Annotated in this window: 15 protein-coding genes and 1 pseudogene; 12 read left to right on the top strand and 4 right to left on the bottom strand. The window is 26.7% G+C overall.

The window, feature by feature from the left end; all coding sequences use genetic code 11:
* Positions 1-193: 193 nt before the first annotated feature.
* The 8 genes and pseudogenes from AVBRAN12637_RS05215 (at position 194) to AVBRAN12637_RS05180 (ending at position 6,978) form a co-directional block, all read left to right on the top strand.
* Positions 194-1,171 carry an ACP S-malonyltransferase gene (locus tag AVBRAN12637_RS05215; protein ID WP_336615452.1) on the top strand — a complete coding sequence of 326 codons (978 nt, stop codon included), beginning with the start codon at positions 194-196 and terminating at the stop codon, positions 1,169-1,171.
* Positions 1,168-1,848 (top strand): annotated as a pseudogene (locus AVBRAN12637_RS05210) (5'-methylthioadenosine/adenosylhomocysteine nucleosidase); the annotation flags it as partial. The gene AVBRAN12637_RS05215 and the pseudogene AVBRAN12637_RS05210, both read left to right, overlap by 4 nt.
* Positions 1,834-2,616 (top strand): ATP-binding protein, encoded by a 783-nt coding sequence (locus tag AVBRAN12637_RS05205; RefSeq protein ID WP_214117410.1) that lies wholly within the window; start codon positions 1,834-1,836, stop codon positions 2,614-2,616. The pseudogene AVBRAN12637_RS05210 and the gene AVBRAN12637_RS05205, both read left to right, overlap by 15 nt.
* Positions 2,604-3,215 (top strand): recombination protein RecO, encoded by a 612-nt coding sequence (gene recO / locus AVBRAN12637_RS05200; RefSeq protein ID WP_214117361.1) that lies wholly within the window; start codon positions 2,604-2,606, stop codon positions 3,213-3,215. The genes AVBRAN12637_RS05205 and recO overlap by 13 nt, the downstream gene beginning before the upstream one ends.
* Positions 3,216-3,408: 193 nt before the next feature.
* A complete protein-coding gene (locus AVBRAN12637_RS05195; RefSeq protein ID WP_336608398.1) occupies positions 3,409-5,472 on the top strand; it encodes a TonB-dependent receptor domain-containing protein in 2,064 nt (687 codons plus the stop codon).
* Positions 5,473-5,524: 52 nt separating this feature from the next.
* Positions 5,525-5,953: a TonB-system energizer ExbB gene (exbB, locus tag AVBRAN12637_RS05190; protein WP_239802994.1), complete on the top strand. Its 429-nt coding sequence runs from the start codon at positions 5,525-5,527 to the stop codon at positions 5,951-5,953.
* The gene (gene exbD / locus AVBRAN12637_RS05185) at positions 5,940-6,314 is read left to right on the top strand and encodes a TonB system transport protein ExbD (protein WP_214117358.1); all 375 of its coding nucleotides are present in this window, start codon (positions 5,940-5,942) and stop codon (positions 6,312-6,314) included. Before exbB ends, exbD begins: the two co-directional genes overlap by 14 nt.
* Positions 6,283-6,978: a TonB family protein gene (locus AVBRAN12637_RS05180; RefSeq protein WP_336608397.1), complete on the top strand. Its 696-nt coding sequence runs from the start codon at positions 6,283-6,285 to the stop codon at positions 6,976-6,978. Before exbD ends, AVBRAN12637_RS05180 begins: the two co-directional genes overlap by 32 nt.
* Positions 6,979-7,002: 24 nt before the next feature.
* On the opposite strand, the gene AVBRAN12637_RS05175 is transcribed toward AVBRAN12637_RS05180, so the two are convergent.
* Genes AVBRAN12637_RS05175 through AVBRAN12637_RS05165 form a run of 3 tightly spaced genes read right to left on the bottom strand, consistent with a single transcriptional unit; the run spans position 7,003 to position 9,828 of the window.
* Positions 7,003-9,357, bottom strand: a complete 2,355-nt coding sequence (locus tag AVBRAN12637_RS05175; protein WP_336608396.1) for a TonB-dependent receptor plug domain-containing protein — start codon at positions 9,355-9,357, stop codon at positions 7,003-7,005.
* The gene (locus tag AVBRAN12637_RS05170) at positions 9,335-9,574 is read right to left on the bottom strand and encodes a hypothetical protein (protein ID WP_214117355.1); all 240 of its coding nucleotides are present in this window, start codon (positions 9,572-9,574) and stop codon (positions 9,335-9,337) included. The genes AVBRAN12637_RS05175 and AVBRAN12637_RS05170 overlap by 23 nt, the downstream gene beginning before the upstream one ends.
* Positions 9,571-9,828, bottom strand: a complete 258-nt coding sequence (locus tag AVBRAN12637_RS05165; RefSeq protein ID WP_214117354.1) for a heavy-metal-associated domain-containing protein — start codon at positions 9,826-9,828, stop codon at positions 9,571-9,573. Before AVBRAN12637_RS05165 ends, AVBRAN12637_RS05170 begins: the two co-directional genes overlap by 4 nt.
* Positions 9,829-9,998: 170 nt before the next feature.
* On the opposite strand from AVBRAN12637_RS05165, the gene AVBRAN12637_RS05160 reads away from it, so the two are divergent.
* Complete coding sequence (locus tag AVBRAN12637_RS05160) at positions 9,999-12,422, top strand: hypothetical protein (RefSeq protein ID WP_336608395.1); 2,424 nt, start codon at positions 9,999-10,001, stop codon at positions 12,420-12,422.
* Positions 12,423-12,445: 23 nt separating this feature from the next.
* Here the strand turns inward: AVBRAN12637_RS05160 and thiD are convergent, their stop codons facing one another.
* Positions 12,446-13,228: a bifunctional hydroxymethylpyrimidine kinase/phosphomethylpyrimidine kinase gene (gene thiD / locus AVBRAN12637_RS05155; RefSeq protein WP_214117352.1), complete on the bottom strand. Its 783-nt coding sequence runs from the start codon at positions 13,226-13,228 to the stop codon at positions 12,446-12,448.
* A 97-nt stretch (positions 13,229-13,325) separates the two neighbouring features.
* Between thiD and mraY the strand changes: the two genes are divergently transcribed.
* Genes mraY through AVBRAN12637_RS05140 form a run of 3 tightly spaced genes read left to right on the top strand, consistent with a single transcriptional unit; the run spans position 13,326 to position 15,944 of the window.
* Entirely contained in the window at positions 13,326-14,372 is a 1,047-nt protein-coding gene (gene mraY / locus AVBRAN12637_RS05150; RefSeq protein WP_214117351.1) for a phospho-N-acetylmuramoyl-pentapeptide-transferase, read from the top strand.
* 5 nt (positions 14,373-14,377) lie between these two features.
* Positions 14,378-15,565: a UDP-N-acetylmuramoyl-L-alanine--D-glutamate ligase gene (gene murD / locus AVBRAN12637_RS05145; RefSeq protein ID WP_239802990.1), complete on the top strand. Its 1,188-nt coding sequence runs from the start codon at positions 14,378-14,380 to the stop codon at positions 15,563-15,565.
* Positions 15,558-15,944, top strand: coding sequence for a hypothetical protein (locus tag AVBRAN12637_RS05140; RefSeq protein WP_336608394.1), 387 nt, complete (start codon positions 15,558-15,560; stop codon positions 15,942-15,944). The genes murD and AVBRAN12637_RS05140 overlap by 8 nt, the downstream gene beginning before the upstream one ends.
* Positions 15,945-15,963 lie beyond the last annotated feature (19 nt).

Below are 15,963 nucleotides of genomic sequence, written 5' to 3'. Positions count from 1 at the left end.
GCTAAAATTGTGATATTAAAAATATAGATTGTATTAGTATTACAAGTTAAACTTCGTTTATTATTTTAATAATGGAATTTATATTTTTATAATATTATACAAAATGTAAAAAAGATTTATAATAGCTGTAATTAAAAGATTTTAATACTTGTATTATAAGATTTGATAATAAAATAAATTAAAAAGGAAAAATATGAATTACGCATTTTTATACCCAGGTCAAGGTTCTCAAAGTGCTTTTATGGGTCAAGAATTATTTGATAATTTTGAGTTTGTAAGAAAAACTTATGATGAAGTTAGTAGTTTTTGCGGTATTGATTTTAAAGAATTAATTTTTAGTAAAAATGATAGATTAGATATAAGTGAATTTACCCAACCTGCAATATTACTAAATAGCATTATGTATTATAAAGTATTTGAAAAATTACTAGAAGAAAATGGAATTTCTTTAAGAAAAAAAGATGATATAAAGCCTTTTATTAGTTATGAAGACACTCCATCTTTAGGACATTCTTTAGGAGAATTTTCGGCTTTATGTGCAAATAATGCACTTGAATTAAAAAATGCTTTAAAGCTAGTAAATATGCGTGGAAAATATATGCAAGAATGTGCAAGTAGCGAAAATCCTGCTTCTATGATGGTTATTTTAGGTTTAGATGATAATTTAGTAGAAGAAATTTGTGCTAAAGCAAATAAGGAAAATAAGCAAATCTATGCGGCAAATTACAATTGTGATGGTCAAATAGTTGTAGCTGGGCTTAAAAAAGATTTAGAAAATAGCATAGATGATTTTAAAAATGCTGGAGCAAAAAGAGCAATGCTGCTTAATATGAGCGTAGCAAGTCATTGTCCTTTAATGCAAAGTGCAGCTAATAAATTAGAAAAAGAATTGTTGTTTAATGATGATTTCATACCAGTAATCTCAAATGCTTTTACAAAGCCTTATAGCACTAAAAATGAAGCCATTTTAGCCATAAAAGAGCAACTTATTAAGCCTGTTTTATATAAACACAGCATAAAAAGTATAGAAAATAGCGTTGATGGTTTTATAGAATTTGGAAGCAGTGTTTTATGCGGACTTAATAAAAAAATAACAAACAAACCAAGTATTAGTATAAAAAGCCTAGAAGATATTGAAAACTTTATAAAAACATTTAAGGAAAACCAATGAAAATAGCAATTTTAGGTGCTATGCGTGAAGAAATTGAGCCAATTTTAAATGAGTATTCTTATAAAGAGAGTAAATATGCAAATAATACTTATTATTTCATTGATTACGCAGGTCATGAACTAATTATTGCTTATTCAAAAATAGGCAAAGTAAATTCAGCTCTAAGTGCAAGTGTAATGATAGAAAAATATAAGGCTGATTGTTTGCTTTTTACAGGCGTTGCAGGGTCGCTTAATCCTAATTTAAAAATAGGGGATTTATTAATTGCAGAAGAATTAGTGCAGCATGATATAGATATAACAGCATTCGGACACAAACCTGGCTATGTCCCTGAAACTAGCGTTTTTATAAAAACAAGTGAAAAATTAAATAATATTGCTAAAAAAGTAGCAAAAGAGCTTGATTTAAATGTAGTTAGCGGCATTATTGCGACATCAGACCAATTTATTTGCGATGAAACTAAGAAAAATTGGATTAAAGATACTTTTAATGCTGATGCGGTTGAGATGGAAGGAGCAAGCGTTGCTTTAGTTTGCGAAAGTCTTAATGTGCCTTGTTTTATACTAAGAGCGATTAGCGATGATGCAGGTGGAAATGCTGATGTTAGTTTTGATGAGTTTTTAGAACTAGCTGCTAAAAATAGTGCTAGATTTGTCTTAAAAATGTGCGAACATTTGTTTAAAAATGAGCTTAGCAAAAGACTTATTAAAGAAGTAGCAAGAGCTTGTGATAAATTTAATTTAATTGAAGAAGGTGATAAGGTTTTAGTAGGACTTAGCGGTGGAAAAGATAGCTTAAGCTTACTAATGCTACTTAAACATATGCAAAGAGCAGTCCCGTTTAAGTTTGAATTTGAAGCAGTAACGCTTAGCTATGGAATGGGCGAAGATTATAAATATCTAAGTAATTATTGCAAGATTTTAGGTATAAAGCATACAATAATTGAAAGTAATATTTATGAGATTTCTAGTGAAAAAATCCGTCAAAATTCAAGCTTTTGCTCGTTTTTCTCTCGTATGAGAAGGGGATATTTATATACTTATGCTAAGGAAAATGGTTTTAATAAATTAGCTTTAGGACACCATTTAGATGATGCTATTGAGAGCTTTTTTATGAACTTTACTTATAATGGAGCTTTAAGAACACTTGCTGCGAAATTCACTTCAGCACAAGGAATTACCGTAATTCGTCCTTTGATATTTGTTCGTGAAAGAATGTTAAGAGAAAATGCTATCAAAAATGGTCTTAAAACAATAGGCGATGAAGCTTGTCCTGCTATGAGATTTGATGTGAAAATGCCACACGCAAGAGCAGAAACAAAAGAGCTTTTAGCAAGTCTTGAAGCACAAAACCCAAAATTATTTAAAAGCCTTGAAAACGCCTTTTTTAACATTCATTATGATACTTTTTTTGCAAACGAAGGTGCTAATTATTGCAAGGAATAATTTTAAATACCTTTAGCGTTAGGGATAAAGATTTAATAGTCTTTATCCTAAGCAGCGAAGAATTAGTAAAATGCTATAGATTTTACGGAGTTAGACACTCACATTTAATAGTCGGAAATATTATTGATTATGAGCTAAGTATTCAGCCTTTATTTTTGCCAAAACTACACTCAACAATGCAATTAGCCTTGCCTTGGAATGATTATGAGATTATTAAGGCTTGGCAGAGTTTTTGTGTGCTTTTATATGAGCATTTAAAAGATAATCAAGAGTGTGGAAGTTTTTATTATGATTTAAGTTTAAGAATAATTAATAGATTAAAAACTCAACATTATAAAAGAGTATTTTTAGATGCTTATGCTTTGATGATTGAGTATGAAGGTAGGCTTTATTTTAGTGAAACTTGCACGGAATGCAATAAAGAATTAAATGATTTTTTTTCTTTAGGAGAAGGATTTTTAATGTATTGTAGGGGTTGTAAAGTGAGTGTAAGTATCAATAAAATTAAGATGAAAGATTATCTAAAAAATAAAAATTCAGCTATATTTGAAGATAGTGAAATAGATTTATTGTACGAAGTATTTTCTAAAAAATTATAAAACTACAAAAGCTAAATTAAATTCTTTATTTTAAAAATCTTAAACAATACTACAATGAATTTGAATTTTAAATAAAATTTATTATCAATATAACTATCATTTATTTAAAAATTATAAATATTATGATAATTATTTTTGTTATTAACTAAAAATATTATAGAATATCATTTTTATTATCAATTAAGGAGATATTTTGAGAAAATCTTTAAAACTTTCTTTGGCTTTATGCTTATTTGGTGGTGTTGGCTTATTGGCTAATGAGAATGCTAATCTTGATACTATTGAAGTAAATGCTAGTTCAATTGGATATTCTAATGTTGATTCGCTAAAAATCTCAAACAAAAACGCAGGTGCAATAAGAGATGTTATGCGTGATATTCCAGGTGTTTATGTAGCAGGGACAAATCAGTTTAATCAAAAACTTTATATGCGTGGCGTAAATGATAGGGGTATTAATATTACTATTGATGGTGCAAGACAACGTGGAAATATTTTTCATCACTCGGCTGATTTAGTTTTAGATGTTGATTTATTAAAAGCTATTGATGTTGGCGTGGGTGTTTTAAGTGTTGCTAATAACTCAGGTGCTTTAGGTGGTTCGGTTGCGTTTAAGACTGCAAGTGCATTTGATTTATTAGAAGGTGATGAGAGTTTTGGTGGTAAGTTTAAGACAGGCTATTCAACTAATAATAAAGAATGGCAAAAAAGCATAATGGCTTATGGTAAAACTGATAATAATTTTGGTCTTTTAGCATATATTAATCATAAAAATTATGGCTTCGGAAAAGATGGAAATGGCAATGATATTGGTGGTAAGGGTCATGATTTAAGCTATTTATTTAAAGTAAATTATGAAAAAGATGAGCATAAAGCAGGTCTTAGCTATGAGCATACTGAATATGATGGTGATTTTCCATTTAGAGGTGAGTTTGGTGGCTCGGTGGCATTTGATACAGGCACACTAAAAGCAGGAGAAAGAGCTCAACCTATTTTGCCTCAAATTATGCAAAGAGATACCTATACATTTAATTACAATTACAATCCAAATGAATTAATTGATAGCGAATTTAGAGTTTATCATACAGAGCATAGGCTTATAAAAGATGAAGTTCCAAATTATGCAGAGTTTAAAAAATCAGGTGGTAAAGCATTTTTATCAAATGATGGAGTAAAAACCACAGGTGCTTATTTAAACAATAAATCAAGATTTGAAAATACTAGCTTTAATCAAGAAGTATTTTATGGACTTGAGTGGTATCAAACTACAAGCTTTAGAAAAAATCATTCAAGTTTAAAAGATGCAACAAATGGAGCAATTTCTGTAACTCCTACAAACAATCATCCTAAAGAAGTAGCAAACAACCTATCAGTATTTTTACAAGATACTATTCAAATTGGTGGATTTAGCATAATTCCTGGAGTTAGATTTGATAGATTTACTATAGATAATTTTGGCAAGAAAACTCAAGGATTTAATAATTTTAGCCCTGCATTAGCACTTGATTATAAGGCAGAAAACGGCATTAATTTATTTGCTGGGTATTCAAAAGTATTTAGAGGACCTGATCCGATTGAAGCTTTAAGACTTAGCGAAAATACATTTAATACAAATTATATTGATGAGAATTTAGAGCCTGAAACAGGTGATGCTTATGAAGCTGGATTTGGGTATAAAAATAACTTTAATGAACATAATGTTAATTTTGTAGCTAAATATTTTTATACTGATTATAAGAATTTAATTAAAGAAAATGTAAGCGTAACAACTACTCAAAACGGACAAACAATTAAGAATAATTACAATCGTATGAATATGGGTAAATCTAATGTTCGTGGGGTTGAATTATATGCTTCTTATGCTTATGAGAATTTAAAATTTAGTGCAAGTTATACTCATCAAACAACAAAACATAAAGACAAAAGTAAAGTTGGTGGCGTAATGGCATATAGTGATAGTGGGGATAAATATACATTTAATGCTGAATATTTTGCTAGTCCAATTGATACATTATTTGGTTATAACCTAATAGCTTTTGCTGGTAAGACTTTAGAAGATGGAACTAAAAAAGCAGGTTATGGAGTAAGCGAAATATATGCAAGTTATATGCCTACTCAAAATCTTGAAATAAACTTAAGCGTTGGCAATCTATTTGATAAAACTTATGTTTCACATTCTCAAAGAAGATTTGGGGTTGAGACTGCAAACGACTATGAAGCAGGAAGAAATATAAAACTAGGCTTTAGTTACAAATTCTAAACTAAAAAAGGCTTTTTAGCCTTTTTTAGAATATCAATTATTAGGAGAAAATGTGGAATTTTTAAAAGAATATTTAGATTATTTTGTGTTTGCGATATTATTTTTTATGAGCTTTTTAGTTTTGGCATTTAGTATTGAAAGGCTAATATTTTTTAAGAATATTGATATTAAAAATTATAAATGTAAAGATGAATTAGAAATAGCACTTAGTAAAAATCTCACCTGTCTTTACATCGTTTATCAAAACGCTCCTTATATAGGTTTGCTTGGCACGGTAATAGGCATAATGATTACATTTTATGATATGGCAAATGCAGCTACTATGGACGCAAAAAGTATTATGCTAGGGCTATCACTTGCTCTTAAAGCAACAGCACTTGGACTTGTTGTAGCAATCCCAACTCTTATGATATACAACGCATTTATTAGAAAAGTTGATGTTGTATTATCAAGATTTAAGGAAAATAATGAGAGTAAATAAAGAAGGCTTAAATCTAGTTCCATTTATTGATATTATGCTAGTTTTACTTTGCATTGTTTTAAGTGTTAGCACCTTTATAGCAGAAGAAAAAATCGCTATAAACTTACCAAAATCAGAAAATAGCGTAAGCATTGATGATAAGCAAAAAGTATTTATAAGTATTAATGAAACTGGCGAGATATTTTATAATGAGAGTTTGCTTAGCGTAGATGAATTAAAGACAAAATTATCAAGTATTAGTAAAGATGAAATTGTAATTTTACGCTCTGATGAGAACGCTAGTTATAAACATTTTGTAAAAATAGTGGATATTTTAAAAGAGTTAAAGCATGAAAATTTTGCTATTGCAACAGAAAAATAAAATCGCATTTTTCATCTCCTTTTTAGTTCATGCGGTTTTGTTGGCGTGTTTTTTTAGAATTGATGTAAAGACAAGTGAGATTAAAAATGATAAAGCTTTAGCAGTGCTTTTTTATGCTCCTAGCATACCTCAAAATGCTGTTAAAGAAGAAATAATTGAAGAAGTAAAAGAAATAAAAGAAGAAATAATCAAAGAAGAGATAAAAGAAGAAAAATTTGCTTTAAAACCTAAAAAAAAGCACCATAAAAAACCAAAACCAAAGCAAGAAGTAAAAGAAATTAAAAAAACTCAAGATGAGCCAATCACACCTAAAAACGAACCTTTAGCAAGCAAGATAAATGAAGCTAAACCAACTACTATAATTAGTAATAATACTCCTGCAGGTGGGAATAATCAAGATGAATTAATCTCTCATATTCAATCAGTTTTAAATAAAACTGCTAAGAGTAATTATCCTATGAGTTCAAGAAAAAGGCGTGAGCAAGGAGTAGTGGTTGTAGGATTTACCTATGATTATGGTAAGGCAAAAAATATAAAAATACTTAAGCCATCAAAATATGAAAATCTAAACAAAGCAGGAATTAAAAGCGTTGAGATAGCGAAATTTAAGCGTTATGAAAGAGTTTTAGATATTAGTGTGCCGCTTAAGTTTAGCTTACATTAAAAATTAGTGCTTAATTGCACTAATTTAAAAATTATAATTTAGATTAAAAGTATATAGCCTTGAATTAGCGTATTTATAACATAATTCGTTATTACAATTAAATACGCTGATTTTATTTTTGCTATTTAAAATATTTAAGATATTAAAACTTATTTTTAATTTAGTATTTTTAATATTTTTAGTATAGCCAAATCCTAAATTCCAATTCAAATATGACTTAAGTTTAGTATCGCTAAATATTTGCATATTTAAATTCTTATCGTATTGTGAGTATAAATCATTTTTCGCTGAATGATAAGTGATTTCATTAATCAAGTTAAAATTATCATAAAATAAATTATGAGTAAAATTAGCTATAAAAGGCTCATAAACAAATGGCAATTCACTTGATTTTATAGTTTTACCATTATAGATTATGTTTTTACCAGTTGTGCTTAAATAATTAGTCGCACTACCTTTTTTGTGTAAATAGCTAAGATTTAAATCAAAATAATTTTTAGTATTAAATATACTAATTTCATTGCTAGATAAATTAAGACTTATAATATCATTAGCTGTTTTTTTGCCATTATAATAAACTTTATAATTATTATCAGTATCGTTTATACTTTCTAAGCCTAATTCTTCTTGATTTGCTGAATAAATTTCATTATAAGTTTTGCGTTTAATGTATTTTAATAACATTTTAAAATATTTAAATTCTGCGTTGTAATATAGGCTAAACTCATTAGCATAAGGGCTTTTTAATCCTATAAAAACTCTATCTTTTTGCCATTTTGTATCTTGTATCCAAGGGCTATTATAATCAATTCTTGAATACTCTTCATATCCACTAAAATAATCATCATATAAAATATAAGCTAAAAGCCCTTTATCAAAATATTTATTAAATCCAAATCCTAAAAATTGATTATCATTTAAATAATACTCAAGTCCTGTTCTAGGGGCTATATTAAATCTTTTGCTAAGGCTATCATAATCATTTCTAAGACCTAATCTAAATCTAAAATTATGATATTTAATATCGCTTTGTATAAATTGAGCGTAGTTGTTTATTGATTTTTTAGCTTTTGCAAAATGTGTTTCATAATATGAAAAATATTGATTATTTATGCAACTAATATCATTTTCTTTACAAGCTAGAATATCAATTGGTTTTTCATATCTTGTATAAGGATTAATTCTATTTATTTTGCCTTGATTTTTACTAAGTTCAAAACCAAAATTAAAGCTATATTCTAAATCATTATTTTTAAATTCATTGGTTTTAGCATCTAATTTATATTGATATGATTTTTCAGTTTGTAAGGTATCTCCTAGCCCACCATAACTTTGCTTTATACCTGAAGGTAAGATGAATTGATACTGAACTTTTTTATCATAAATTCTTGAAGAATTTGATTTTAAAAATGATAAATGCTGATTAAGATTTATATTTTTTAATTCACTTTCAAGATTAAAAGCTAAGCTAAATCCACCATAATTTACTTTCATATTAGAATCAATTACGCCTTCTTGAAATTGATTTATTAAATAAGGATTATAAATAAAAGTTGAGCTAAGAATATGGTTATCATAATCTTTTTGAGTTTTTAGCAAAATTAAGTTATTTGTATCGCTAATTTTATTTATTGTATATATATCTTTTTGCTTTATTTTTGTATTTGAATAATTACTACTTGCAAAAAATAAAATTCCAAAAGTATCATTTAAATATGAGCTAAAATTAGCACTGAAATATCTTTTATAATAATTACTAAAATCTTGATAACCATATCCACTAGAATATTTTTGCCTTATTTTATCATCTATAAAAATATTATCTTGAAAGCTATATCCAAGACTAAATCCACCACTTGGGTTTTTTGATGGGCTTTTGATTTTTGCATCAATTACTCCACCTAAAAATCCACCATAACTAGCACTTACAAAACTATCATAAATGCTTAAATTATCTATAATTTCGCTATCTATATTAAGCGAATATGAACCAAGAGATGGGTTATACCAGACATTTTTATATAGCGTTTTTGACATAGCTGGTTGAATGGTGCTTGTTATGTTTATTCCATCTATAAACATTTGATTTTGATAGGTTTTAGCACCATTGATTGAAAAATCATCTGGCTTTAAAGAATTTGAATTATCGCTATCTTTAGTAGTAATTCTTATATTTGTATGATTTTTGATAAGTTCATCTAAAGTGTGATTTTGTTTTATTTGAGTATTAAGATAGGCTTTATTGTAAATAGTGTTAGAAAATTCTAAATAATCAATATTTTGCACTGCATTAATATTGATTTCATCTAAGGTATTTGCATAAATATATGTAGCTAAAAATATGCTTAGCCTAATTTTATTTTTGCAAAATTGCTTCATAGCCATCTTTTGCTAAACATTTTAAAAGTGATTTTTCATCATAAGTTTTATCACTTATTTTTAGAGTTTTAGAATTTAAATCTACTTTATAATTTTTGCTAACTTTACTAGCACAAAAACTAATAAAATCAACACAAACTTCACAAGCCATATCTTTTATAAAATAAACATTTGCATTAAGATTAAGTGCTAAAAGCATTATAAAAAATGCCTTCATTGTTGCACTGCTTTATAGCCGATTTCGTTGATTTTTTCTACTATTGCTTTAATATCTACATCTTTAGCAAAAGTAATAACTAAATCTTTAGAATTAAAATCAGCCTTGTAATCTTTAACTTCAGCAATACTTTTAGACGCTTCTATTATTTTTTTAGCACAACCATTGCAACCCATATTTTTTACATTTAATAAATAACTTACATCAGCAAAAGCTAAACTTGATAAAATTGACACAAATAATAATTTTTTCATACATTCTCCTTAAAAAATATTAATTATAAAAATCATTTCTTAAGAATAATTGAAAATAATTATAAATATTATATAAACAATTAAATTAGAATTTAAAATATTATTTTGATATTTTAATATTAGCTAATTTTTAAATATAATTAAAAATTATTTTTATATAAAGGTTTATATTGTTTAAAAAATATTTGTTATTTTTATTTAGTTTAACTTTTTTAAATGCTTTAATTATCAATGAAAATGAAGTGATTTCAAATCAGATAATTACAAATGAAGATATAGATAATGAAGGCGTCATAAATAGTGATAAAAATCAATTTTCTGGTGTTTTTAATAATAATTTTGGTGCTACTTTAAGTGGTAATTTTTCTACTTTTAACGAGGTGTATAATGGTGGATTTTTTGAAGGCTCATTTCATAATATTCAAATGTTTGTTAATAATGGATATTTCTTAAGCACCAATACTACTACAAATCAAGAGTTTTTTAATCTATATGATGGAATGATAGAAGCTAATCATAATAATTTTTTTAATATGCAAAATTATGGCTTAATTTATGGAGATGATAATATTTTTTATGATTTTATTAACTTTCAAGAAGGCTGGATTTTTGGAGATAACAATACTTTTAATGGAGATGTTTTAAATGATACTGATGGGCTTATATCTGGAAATAATTTATCATTTAAATCAACTTTAGAAAATAATTCATATATTTTTATAGATAATAAAGCTAGTTTTAATGAAGTGATTAATAATGCTGTTATGGATGTAAATAATGCAGAATTTATTGGCGAAGTAATCAATAATGATACTATCAATGGGGATTTTTTAGAATTTAAAAATAATCTAAAAAATAATCAAAATAGCACTATTTCTGGAGAGAATTTAACTTTTGCAAATACTTATAATGATGGTATGATTTTAGGTGATATTACTACTTTTAATAAAGAATTAGATAATGATATTAATGGCTGGGTTATTGGAAATGATATTACCTTTAATGATAGGGTTATTAATAATGGTGATTTAGTAGGAAGCAATTTTAAGTTTAAAAATCAATTAGAAAATACTTTAAATGTAGATAGTATTTATTCTAGTTTTGAAAAGATAAATAATAGTGGATTTTTTACAAGTTATAAATCTACTTTTAATAATACCATTACTCAAAGCGATAATGCGTATTTTTATGCTAACGCATCTGCTATTAATGCTGATATTTTAGGTGGGGATATTGAGATTGCTTATAGTAATTTAGCTAATGAAGAATTAAAAGTAAAAAATGCGAAAATCAATAATTCTACAATTAATTCAAAAAATATGATTTTTGATAATTTGATTTTAAATTCTTCATCAATTTATGGTGGTTTTAGAGCTAAAACACTAGAAGCTAATAATAATAATTTTGTTCTTTATTTTAATGATGGTTTTAGTGGGGCTATTGTCGTTGATGAAGAGATAAAAGGCGTAAATAATGATATAAAAATTGTAAATTATCAAAATAATTTAGGATTTTTTCCTTTACTTTTAGCAAGGAGTAGTAAGGATTTAAGTAAAGATTTTGCTGTATATACTATAAAAGGCTTTAGTGTTTTTGGTTTTGATAAAGAAGTAATAGTAAAAAAAGAGCAAAATGGAGCTTTTTTGCTTGGGATAGGGGATTTTAACTCTTTAAATATTAGCGATATTAATGAATTATTTGATGATAAATATAAAAAGAATTTAGAAAATAATGCAATAAATAAAATTACAGCAAAAAATCCTGATATTGCAAAAATTGGTGTGGATAAAAAGCTAATTAATAATATAAAAAATAAATTCTATAAAGAAGATTTATTAAATTATTCTATTTCAAGATTAAATTTTGATAGCAAAAGGTTTGATTATTTAGATTATGAGTATTTAAGTGGGGATATAAATGATATAAATTATTGGCTAAATCTAATAAAAATAAATAAATCTAATGAATATAATTATTTTTATAATAATTTAGGATTATTTTTATATAGCTTAAATAATGAAAGCAAAAATCATAAAATCTATGGCGGCGGATTTTATGCTAATTTTAATTTTGATAATTTTTATATAAATACTGATTTTAAATACAATGAGCACGAAGTTGCGATAAATCTTGATGATTTAGGGATTATAAATAAAGATTATTTTAGCGTTAATTCAAAAGTAGAATTTGGATTAAGTTATGAAAATTATTTTGTATATAAGCCAAATATTGCTTTTGTTTTTGAATACTTACCAAAGACAAAATATAAAAATGAATATATAAAAGCTTTATTTAAAAGGCAAAATAATTGCTTTTTAAAATTAGGTTTTGCTTTAGAATACCTTAACAATGATTTTGCATTTTCGCTAAATAGTAATTATTTTAAAAGCTTAAGCAAGGATAAATTGCTTATTATAAGTGATGGATATTCTAAAGAAAATCTATATTTTAAAAATCTTAATAGTTTTGAGCTTGGAATACAAACTAAGTATTTATTAAATGATAGTTTAAGTTTGGATATTGATTTAAGTAAGCAGTTTTTTAAAGAATTTAATTCTTATTTTTTTAAGATTGGTTTTGGATATAAGTTTTAGGCAAAATTATATATTTTGCCTTTTTATAAATTAAACATATGATTTAATGGGCCTCTGCCACTTCCTAAGTTTGGAGCAAATTCCATTGCATTTTGTGTATATAATTTAGCATCTTTTACAGCTTGTAGTTTAGAAAGTCCATTAGCTAAATTAGCAGCTATAGAAGCACTTAAAGTACATCCTGCTCCGTGATCGTTTGTGGTATTTAAAGGTTTGCCGTAAAGCTCGTAAAAGTCTTTTCCATCATAAAAATAATCTATCGCTAAATCAAAATATTTTCCACCTTTAGCAATCACGCTTTTAGCACCTAAGTCTATTAATTTTTTAGCAGCATCTTTTAGTTTTTCTTTAGAATTAATCTCAAATCCACATAAAAGTTCGGCTTCTAATTTGTTAGGCGTTAAAATATCAGCGAATTTGATAAACTCATTTACATAAAGCTTAAAATCTTCATCTCCTATTAATCTAAAACCACTTTTAGCAAACATAACAGGGTCAATTACTATATTTTTAGGTTTATATTCTTTAAATTTTTCAATAGTTAATCTTATTAAATTAGCATCCCCCATTAATCCTGTTTTTAGTGCTTTTGGTGGAATATCTTTAAATACTGCATCAAATTGAGCCGATACAATATCTTCATTCATAACACAAGCACCATAAACTCCTTGAGTATTTACAGCATATACTCCTAAAACTACTGCCATTCCAAAAGTTTTATGCATAGTAAAGGTTTTTAAATCAGCTTCAAGTCCGCTACCACCACTGCAATCACTTCCTGCAATTGTTAGAACTGGATTTAACATATAAACTCCTTATATTGGTTAAAAGAGAAATAATACTCTAAAAATTTATAATTTTATTATAATATTTGCCTTTTTTATAAATTTATTAGGAACAAAAATGTTTAACCTTGATATAAACTTATTTTCTTACATTAGCGTTAGGGCTTTTTTAGCGTTTTTATTATCGTTTATTATTACATTAATTATTATGCCACTTTTTATTTCTTGGGCAAAGAGTGTAGGGGCTAATCAGCCAATTTTAAGTGATGCACCACTAAATCATCAAAAAAAATCTAATACTCCTACAATGGGTGGGGTTGTTTTTATTTGTGCTGCTTTATTATCTAGTCTTGTTTTTACTACATTTAATGTTTATAGTTTTAGTGCGATTTTGTGTATTGTTTGTTTTGGTGCTATTGGAATAATTGATGATTTAGGCAAGGTATTAAAAAAGGCAAATAAAGCTGGGTTAAAACCACGCTCTAAAATGATTTTAATGTTAATTGCATCTTTAATAACAATATTACCTATTATGATATATGGGAATTTTAGCACAGAACTTTTTGTCCCATTTTATAAATATCCTATAATTGATATGAAGTATTTTGCTTTATTATTTTGGGTATTGGTGTTAATTTCTAGCTCAAATGCTATTAATCTAACTGATGGACTTGATGGACTTGCTTGTGTGCCTAGTGTGTTTTCACTATTTACATTATCAGTGTTTTTATATCTTAGCTCAAATGCTGTTTATGCTAATTATTTATTGTTACCTAGAGTAAGCGGGAGTGAAGAATGCGTTGTGATTGCACTTGCATTAATTGGTGCTTTACTAGGATTTTTATGGTATAACTGCCATCCAGCACAAGTATTTATGGGAGATAGCGGTTCTCTTACATTAGGAGCTATTGTTGGATATTTAGCGATAATTTCAAAAAATGAGATTTTATTAATTTTAATAGGTTTTGTTTTTGTTCTTGAGACTATTAGCGTTATTTTACAAGTTGGAAGTTTTAAAATATTTCATAAAAGGATTTTCAAAATGGCTCCAATTCATCATCATTTTGAGCAAATTGGTTGGAGTGAAAATAAAATCATAGTTAGGTTTTGGCTAATTGCATTTATTTGCAATGTTTTAGCGTTAATTACTATTAAATTAAGGTGAGTTTTATGTTATCAATGTTTGGATATGGAAATGTTGCTAAGGCGATTACAAGCACTTATAAAAAGGGTGAATGGTATATATATGATGATAAATTTAGCGTTTGTAGTGAAGATGAATTTGGTAATAAGCTTTTACCTACAAGCTATTTTAATCCTGATAAAAGTAGCATAGAAGTAGTTAGTCCTGGAATTGCGCCTAATCATATTTTATGTAAAAGTGCTAAGAATTTAACAAGTGAGATTGATTTTTATAACGAAGCTTTAGGGCTTAGTATTTGGGTTAGTGGGACTAATGGTAAGACTACTACAACGGAAATGATTTCTTATTTGCTTAATATTGAAGCAGGAGCAAATATAGGAAAACCAATTGCATTAATGAATCTTAAAGCACCTTTAGTTGTCCTTGAGATGAGCTCTTTTGCCCTTCATTATACTAAGGTTGCAAGACCTGAGCTTTATGTATTATTACCTATTTGTGATGATCATATTTCTTGGCATGGAAGCTTTAATAATTATGAAAAAGCAAAACTTGATTTAATTTTTAGAATGAATAAAACAGCAAGTATTATTGTGCCTAAAAAATATGAAGAGTATTTAAAGAGTGCAAATTGTATTAAATATTTTTATGAGAATTCTAGTGATTTAGCTAAACTTTTTGATATTGATTTAGCTAGATTAAATTACAATGAGCCGTTTTTATTAGATGCGTGTTTAGCGTTGGCTGCTTGTAAGATTATTAGTGGCAAAATTGAATATGAAAAAATATCTAAGTTTAAAATTGGTCGTCATAGAGTTGAGATTTTTAAAGATAGCAAAGATAGAATTTGGATTGATGATAGCAAGGCTACTAATATTTCAGCTGCACTTGCTGCTATTAATAGTTTTAAAGAGCCTTTACATTTAATTGCTGGTGGAGATGCTAAAGGTCAAGATTTAAATGAGTTTTTCTCAAAATTAGATAAAAATATAAAGCTTTATTTAATAGGCAAGAGCGATTTTAGCGATATTGCTAAAAAGCACGGATTAAACCCAATTAGAACCAATCTAAAAGAAGCTGTAAGTATGATTTATAAAGATTTAACAACTAAAGAAATAGCATTATTAAGTCCTGCGTGTGCTAGTTTAGATGAGTTTAGTTCTTATGCTGAGCGTGGGGATTTGTTTATAAAATATATGAAAGATTTAGATGTTTAGCTTTTTAAGACTTGCAAAAAGTGCTTTAATTACAAGTGAGTATAGTGTGAAAAATAATAAATTACTTTATAAAAATAAAGAATTTATAATCCAAGATGAATTAAAAAATTGCGAAAATACTTATTTTGTAGTTGCTATTGATAGAGTGATTTTATTTAAAAATCAAAATGAAAATAATTTTGATAAGGCTAAAAAAAGACAAATAAAAGCGATAAGTCTTAGTTTTTTAGTAATGATTTTATGTTTGATAATTTTATTTTTTCAAGAATTTGAAACAGGAATTTCATTTTTAAGTATTGCTAGTATTGTAGTTTTTATACTTTCAATACTTAATTATTCGTTTTTAAAACAACAAATTTTCGCATTAGAAAAAATTTAAGCATAATTTAAGAATTATC

Source organism: Campylobacter sp. RM12637, from assembly GCF_020137645.1.
In the GTDB taxonomy this organism is placed as follows: Bacteria; Campylobacterota; Campylobacteria; order Campylobacterales; family Campylobacteraceae; genus Campylobacter_E.
This window is presented reverse-complemented; position numbering and strand designations above follow the sequence as displayed.

Excerpts from the sequence above, each read along its gene's own strand:
- mraY (WP_214117351.1), top strand. The coding sequence starts at position 13,326 with ATGTTTAACCTTGATATAAACTTATTTTCTTACATTAGCGTTAGGGCT.
- AVBRAN12637_RS05205 (WP_214117410.1), top strand. The coding sequence starts at position 1,834 with ATGTGCGAACATTTGTTTAAAAATGAGCTTAGCAAAAGACTTATTAAA.
- AVBRAN12637_RS05175 (WP_336608396.1), bottom strand. The coding sequence starts at position 9,357 with ATGAAGCAATTTTGCAAAAATAAAATTAGGCTAAGCATATTTTTAGCT.
- AVBRAN12637_RS05140 (WP_336608394.1), top strand. The coding sequence starts at position 15,558 with ATGTTTAGCTTTTTAAGACTTGCAAAAAGTGCTTTAATTACAAGTGAG.
- thiD (WP_214117352.1), bottom strand. The coding sequence starts at position 13,228 with ATGTTAAATCCAGTTCTAACAATTGCAGGAAGTGATTGCAGTGGTGGT.
- AVBRAN12637_RS05165 (WP_214117354.1), bottom strand. The coding sequence starts at position 9,828 with ATGAAAAAATTATTATTTGTGTCAATTTTATCAAGTTTAGCTTTTGCT.
- exbD (WP_214117358.1), top strand. The coding sequence starts at position 5,940 with ATGAGAGTAAATAAAGAAGGCTTAAATCTAGTTCCATTTATTGATATT.
- AVBRAN12637_RS05170 (WP_214117355.1), bottom strand. The coding sequence starts at position 9,574 with ATGAAGGCATTTTTTATAATGCTTTTAGCACTTAATCTTAATGCAAAT.
- AVBRAN12637_RS05180 (WP_336608397.1), top strand. The coding sequence starts at position 6,283 with ATGAAAATTTTGCTATTGCAACAGAAAAATAAAATCGCATTTTTCATC.
- AVBRAN12637_RS05215 (WP_336615452.1), top strand. The coding sequence starts at position 194 with ATGAATTACGCATTTTTATACCCAGGTCAAGGTTCTCAAAGTGCTTTT.
- murD (WP_239802990.1), top strand. The coding sequence starts at position 14,378 with ATGTTATCAATGTTTGGATATGGAAATGTTGCTAAGGCGATTACAAGC.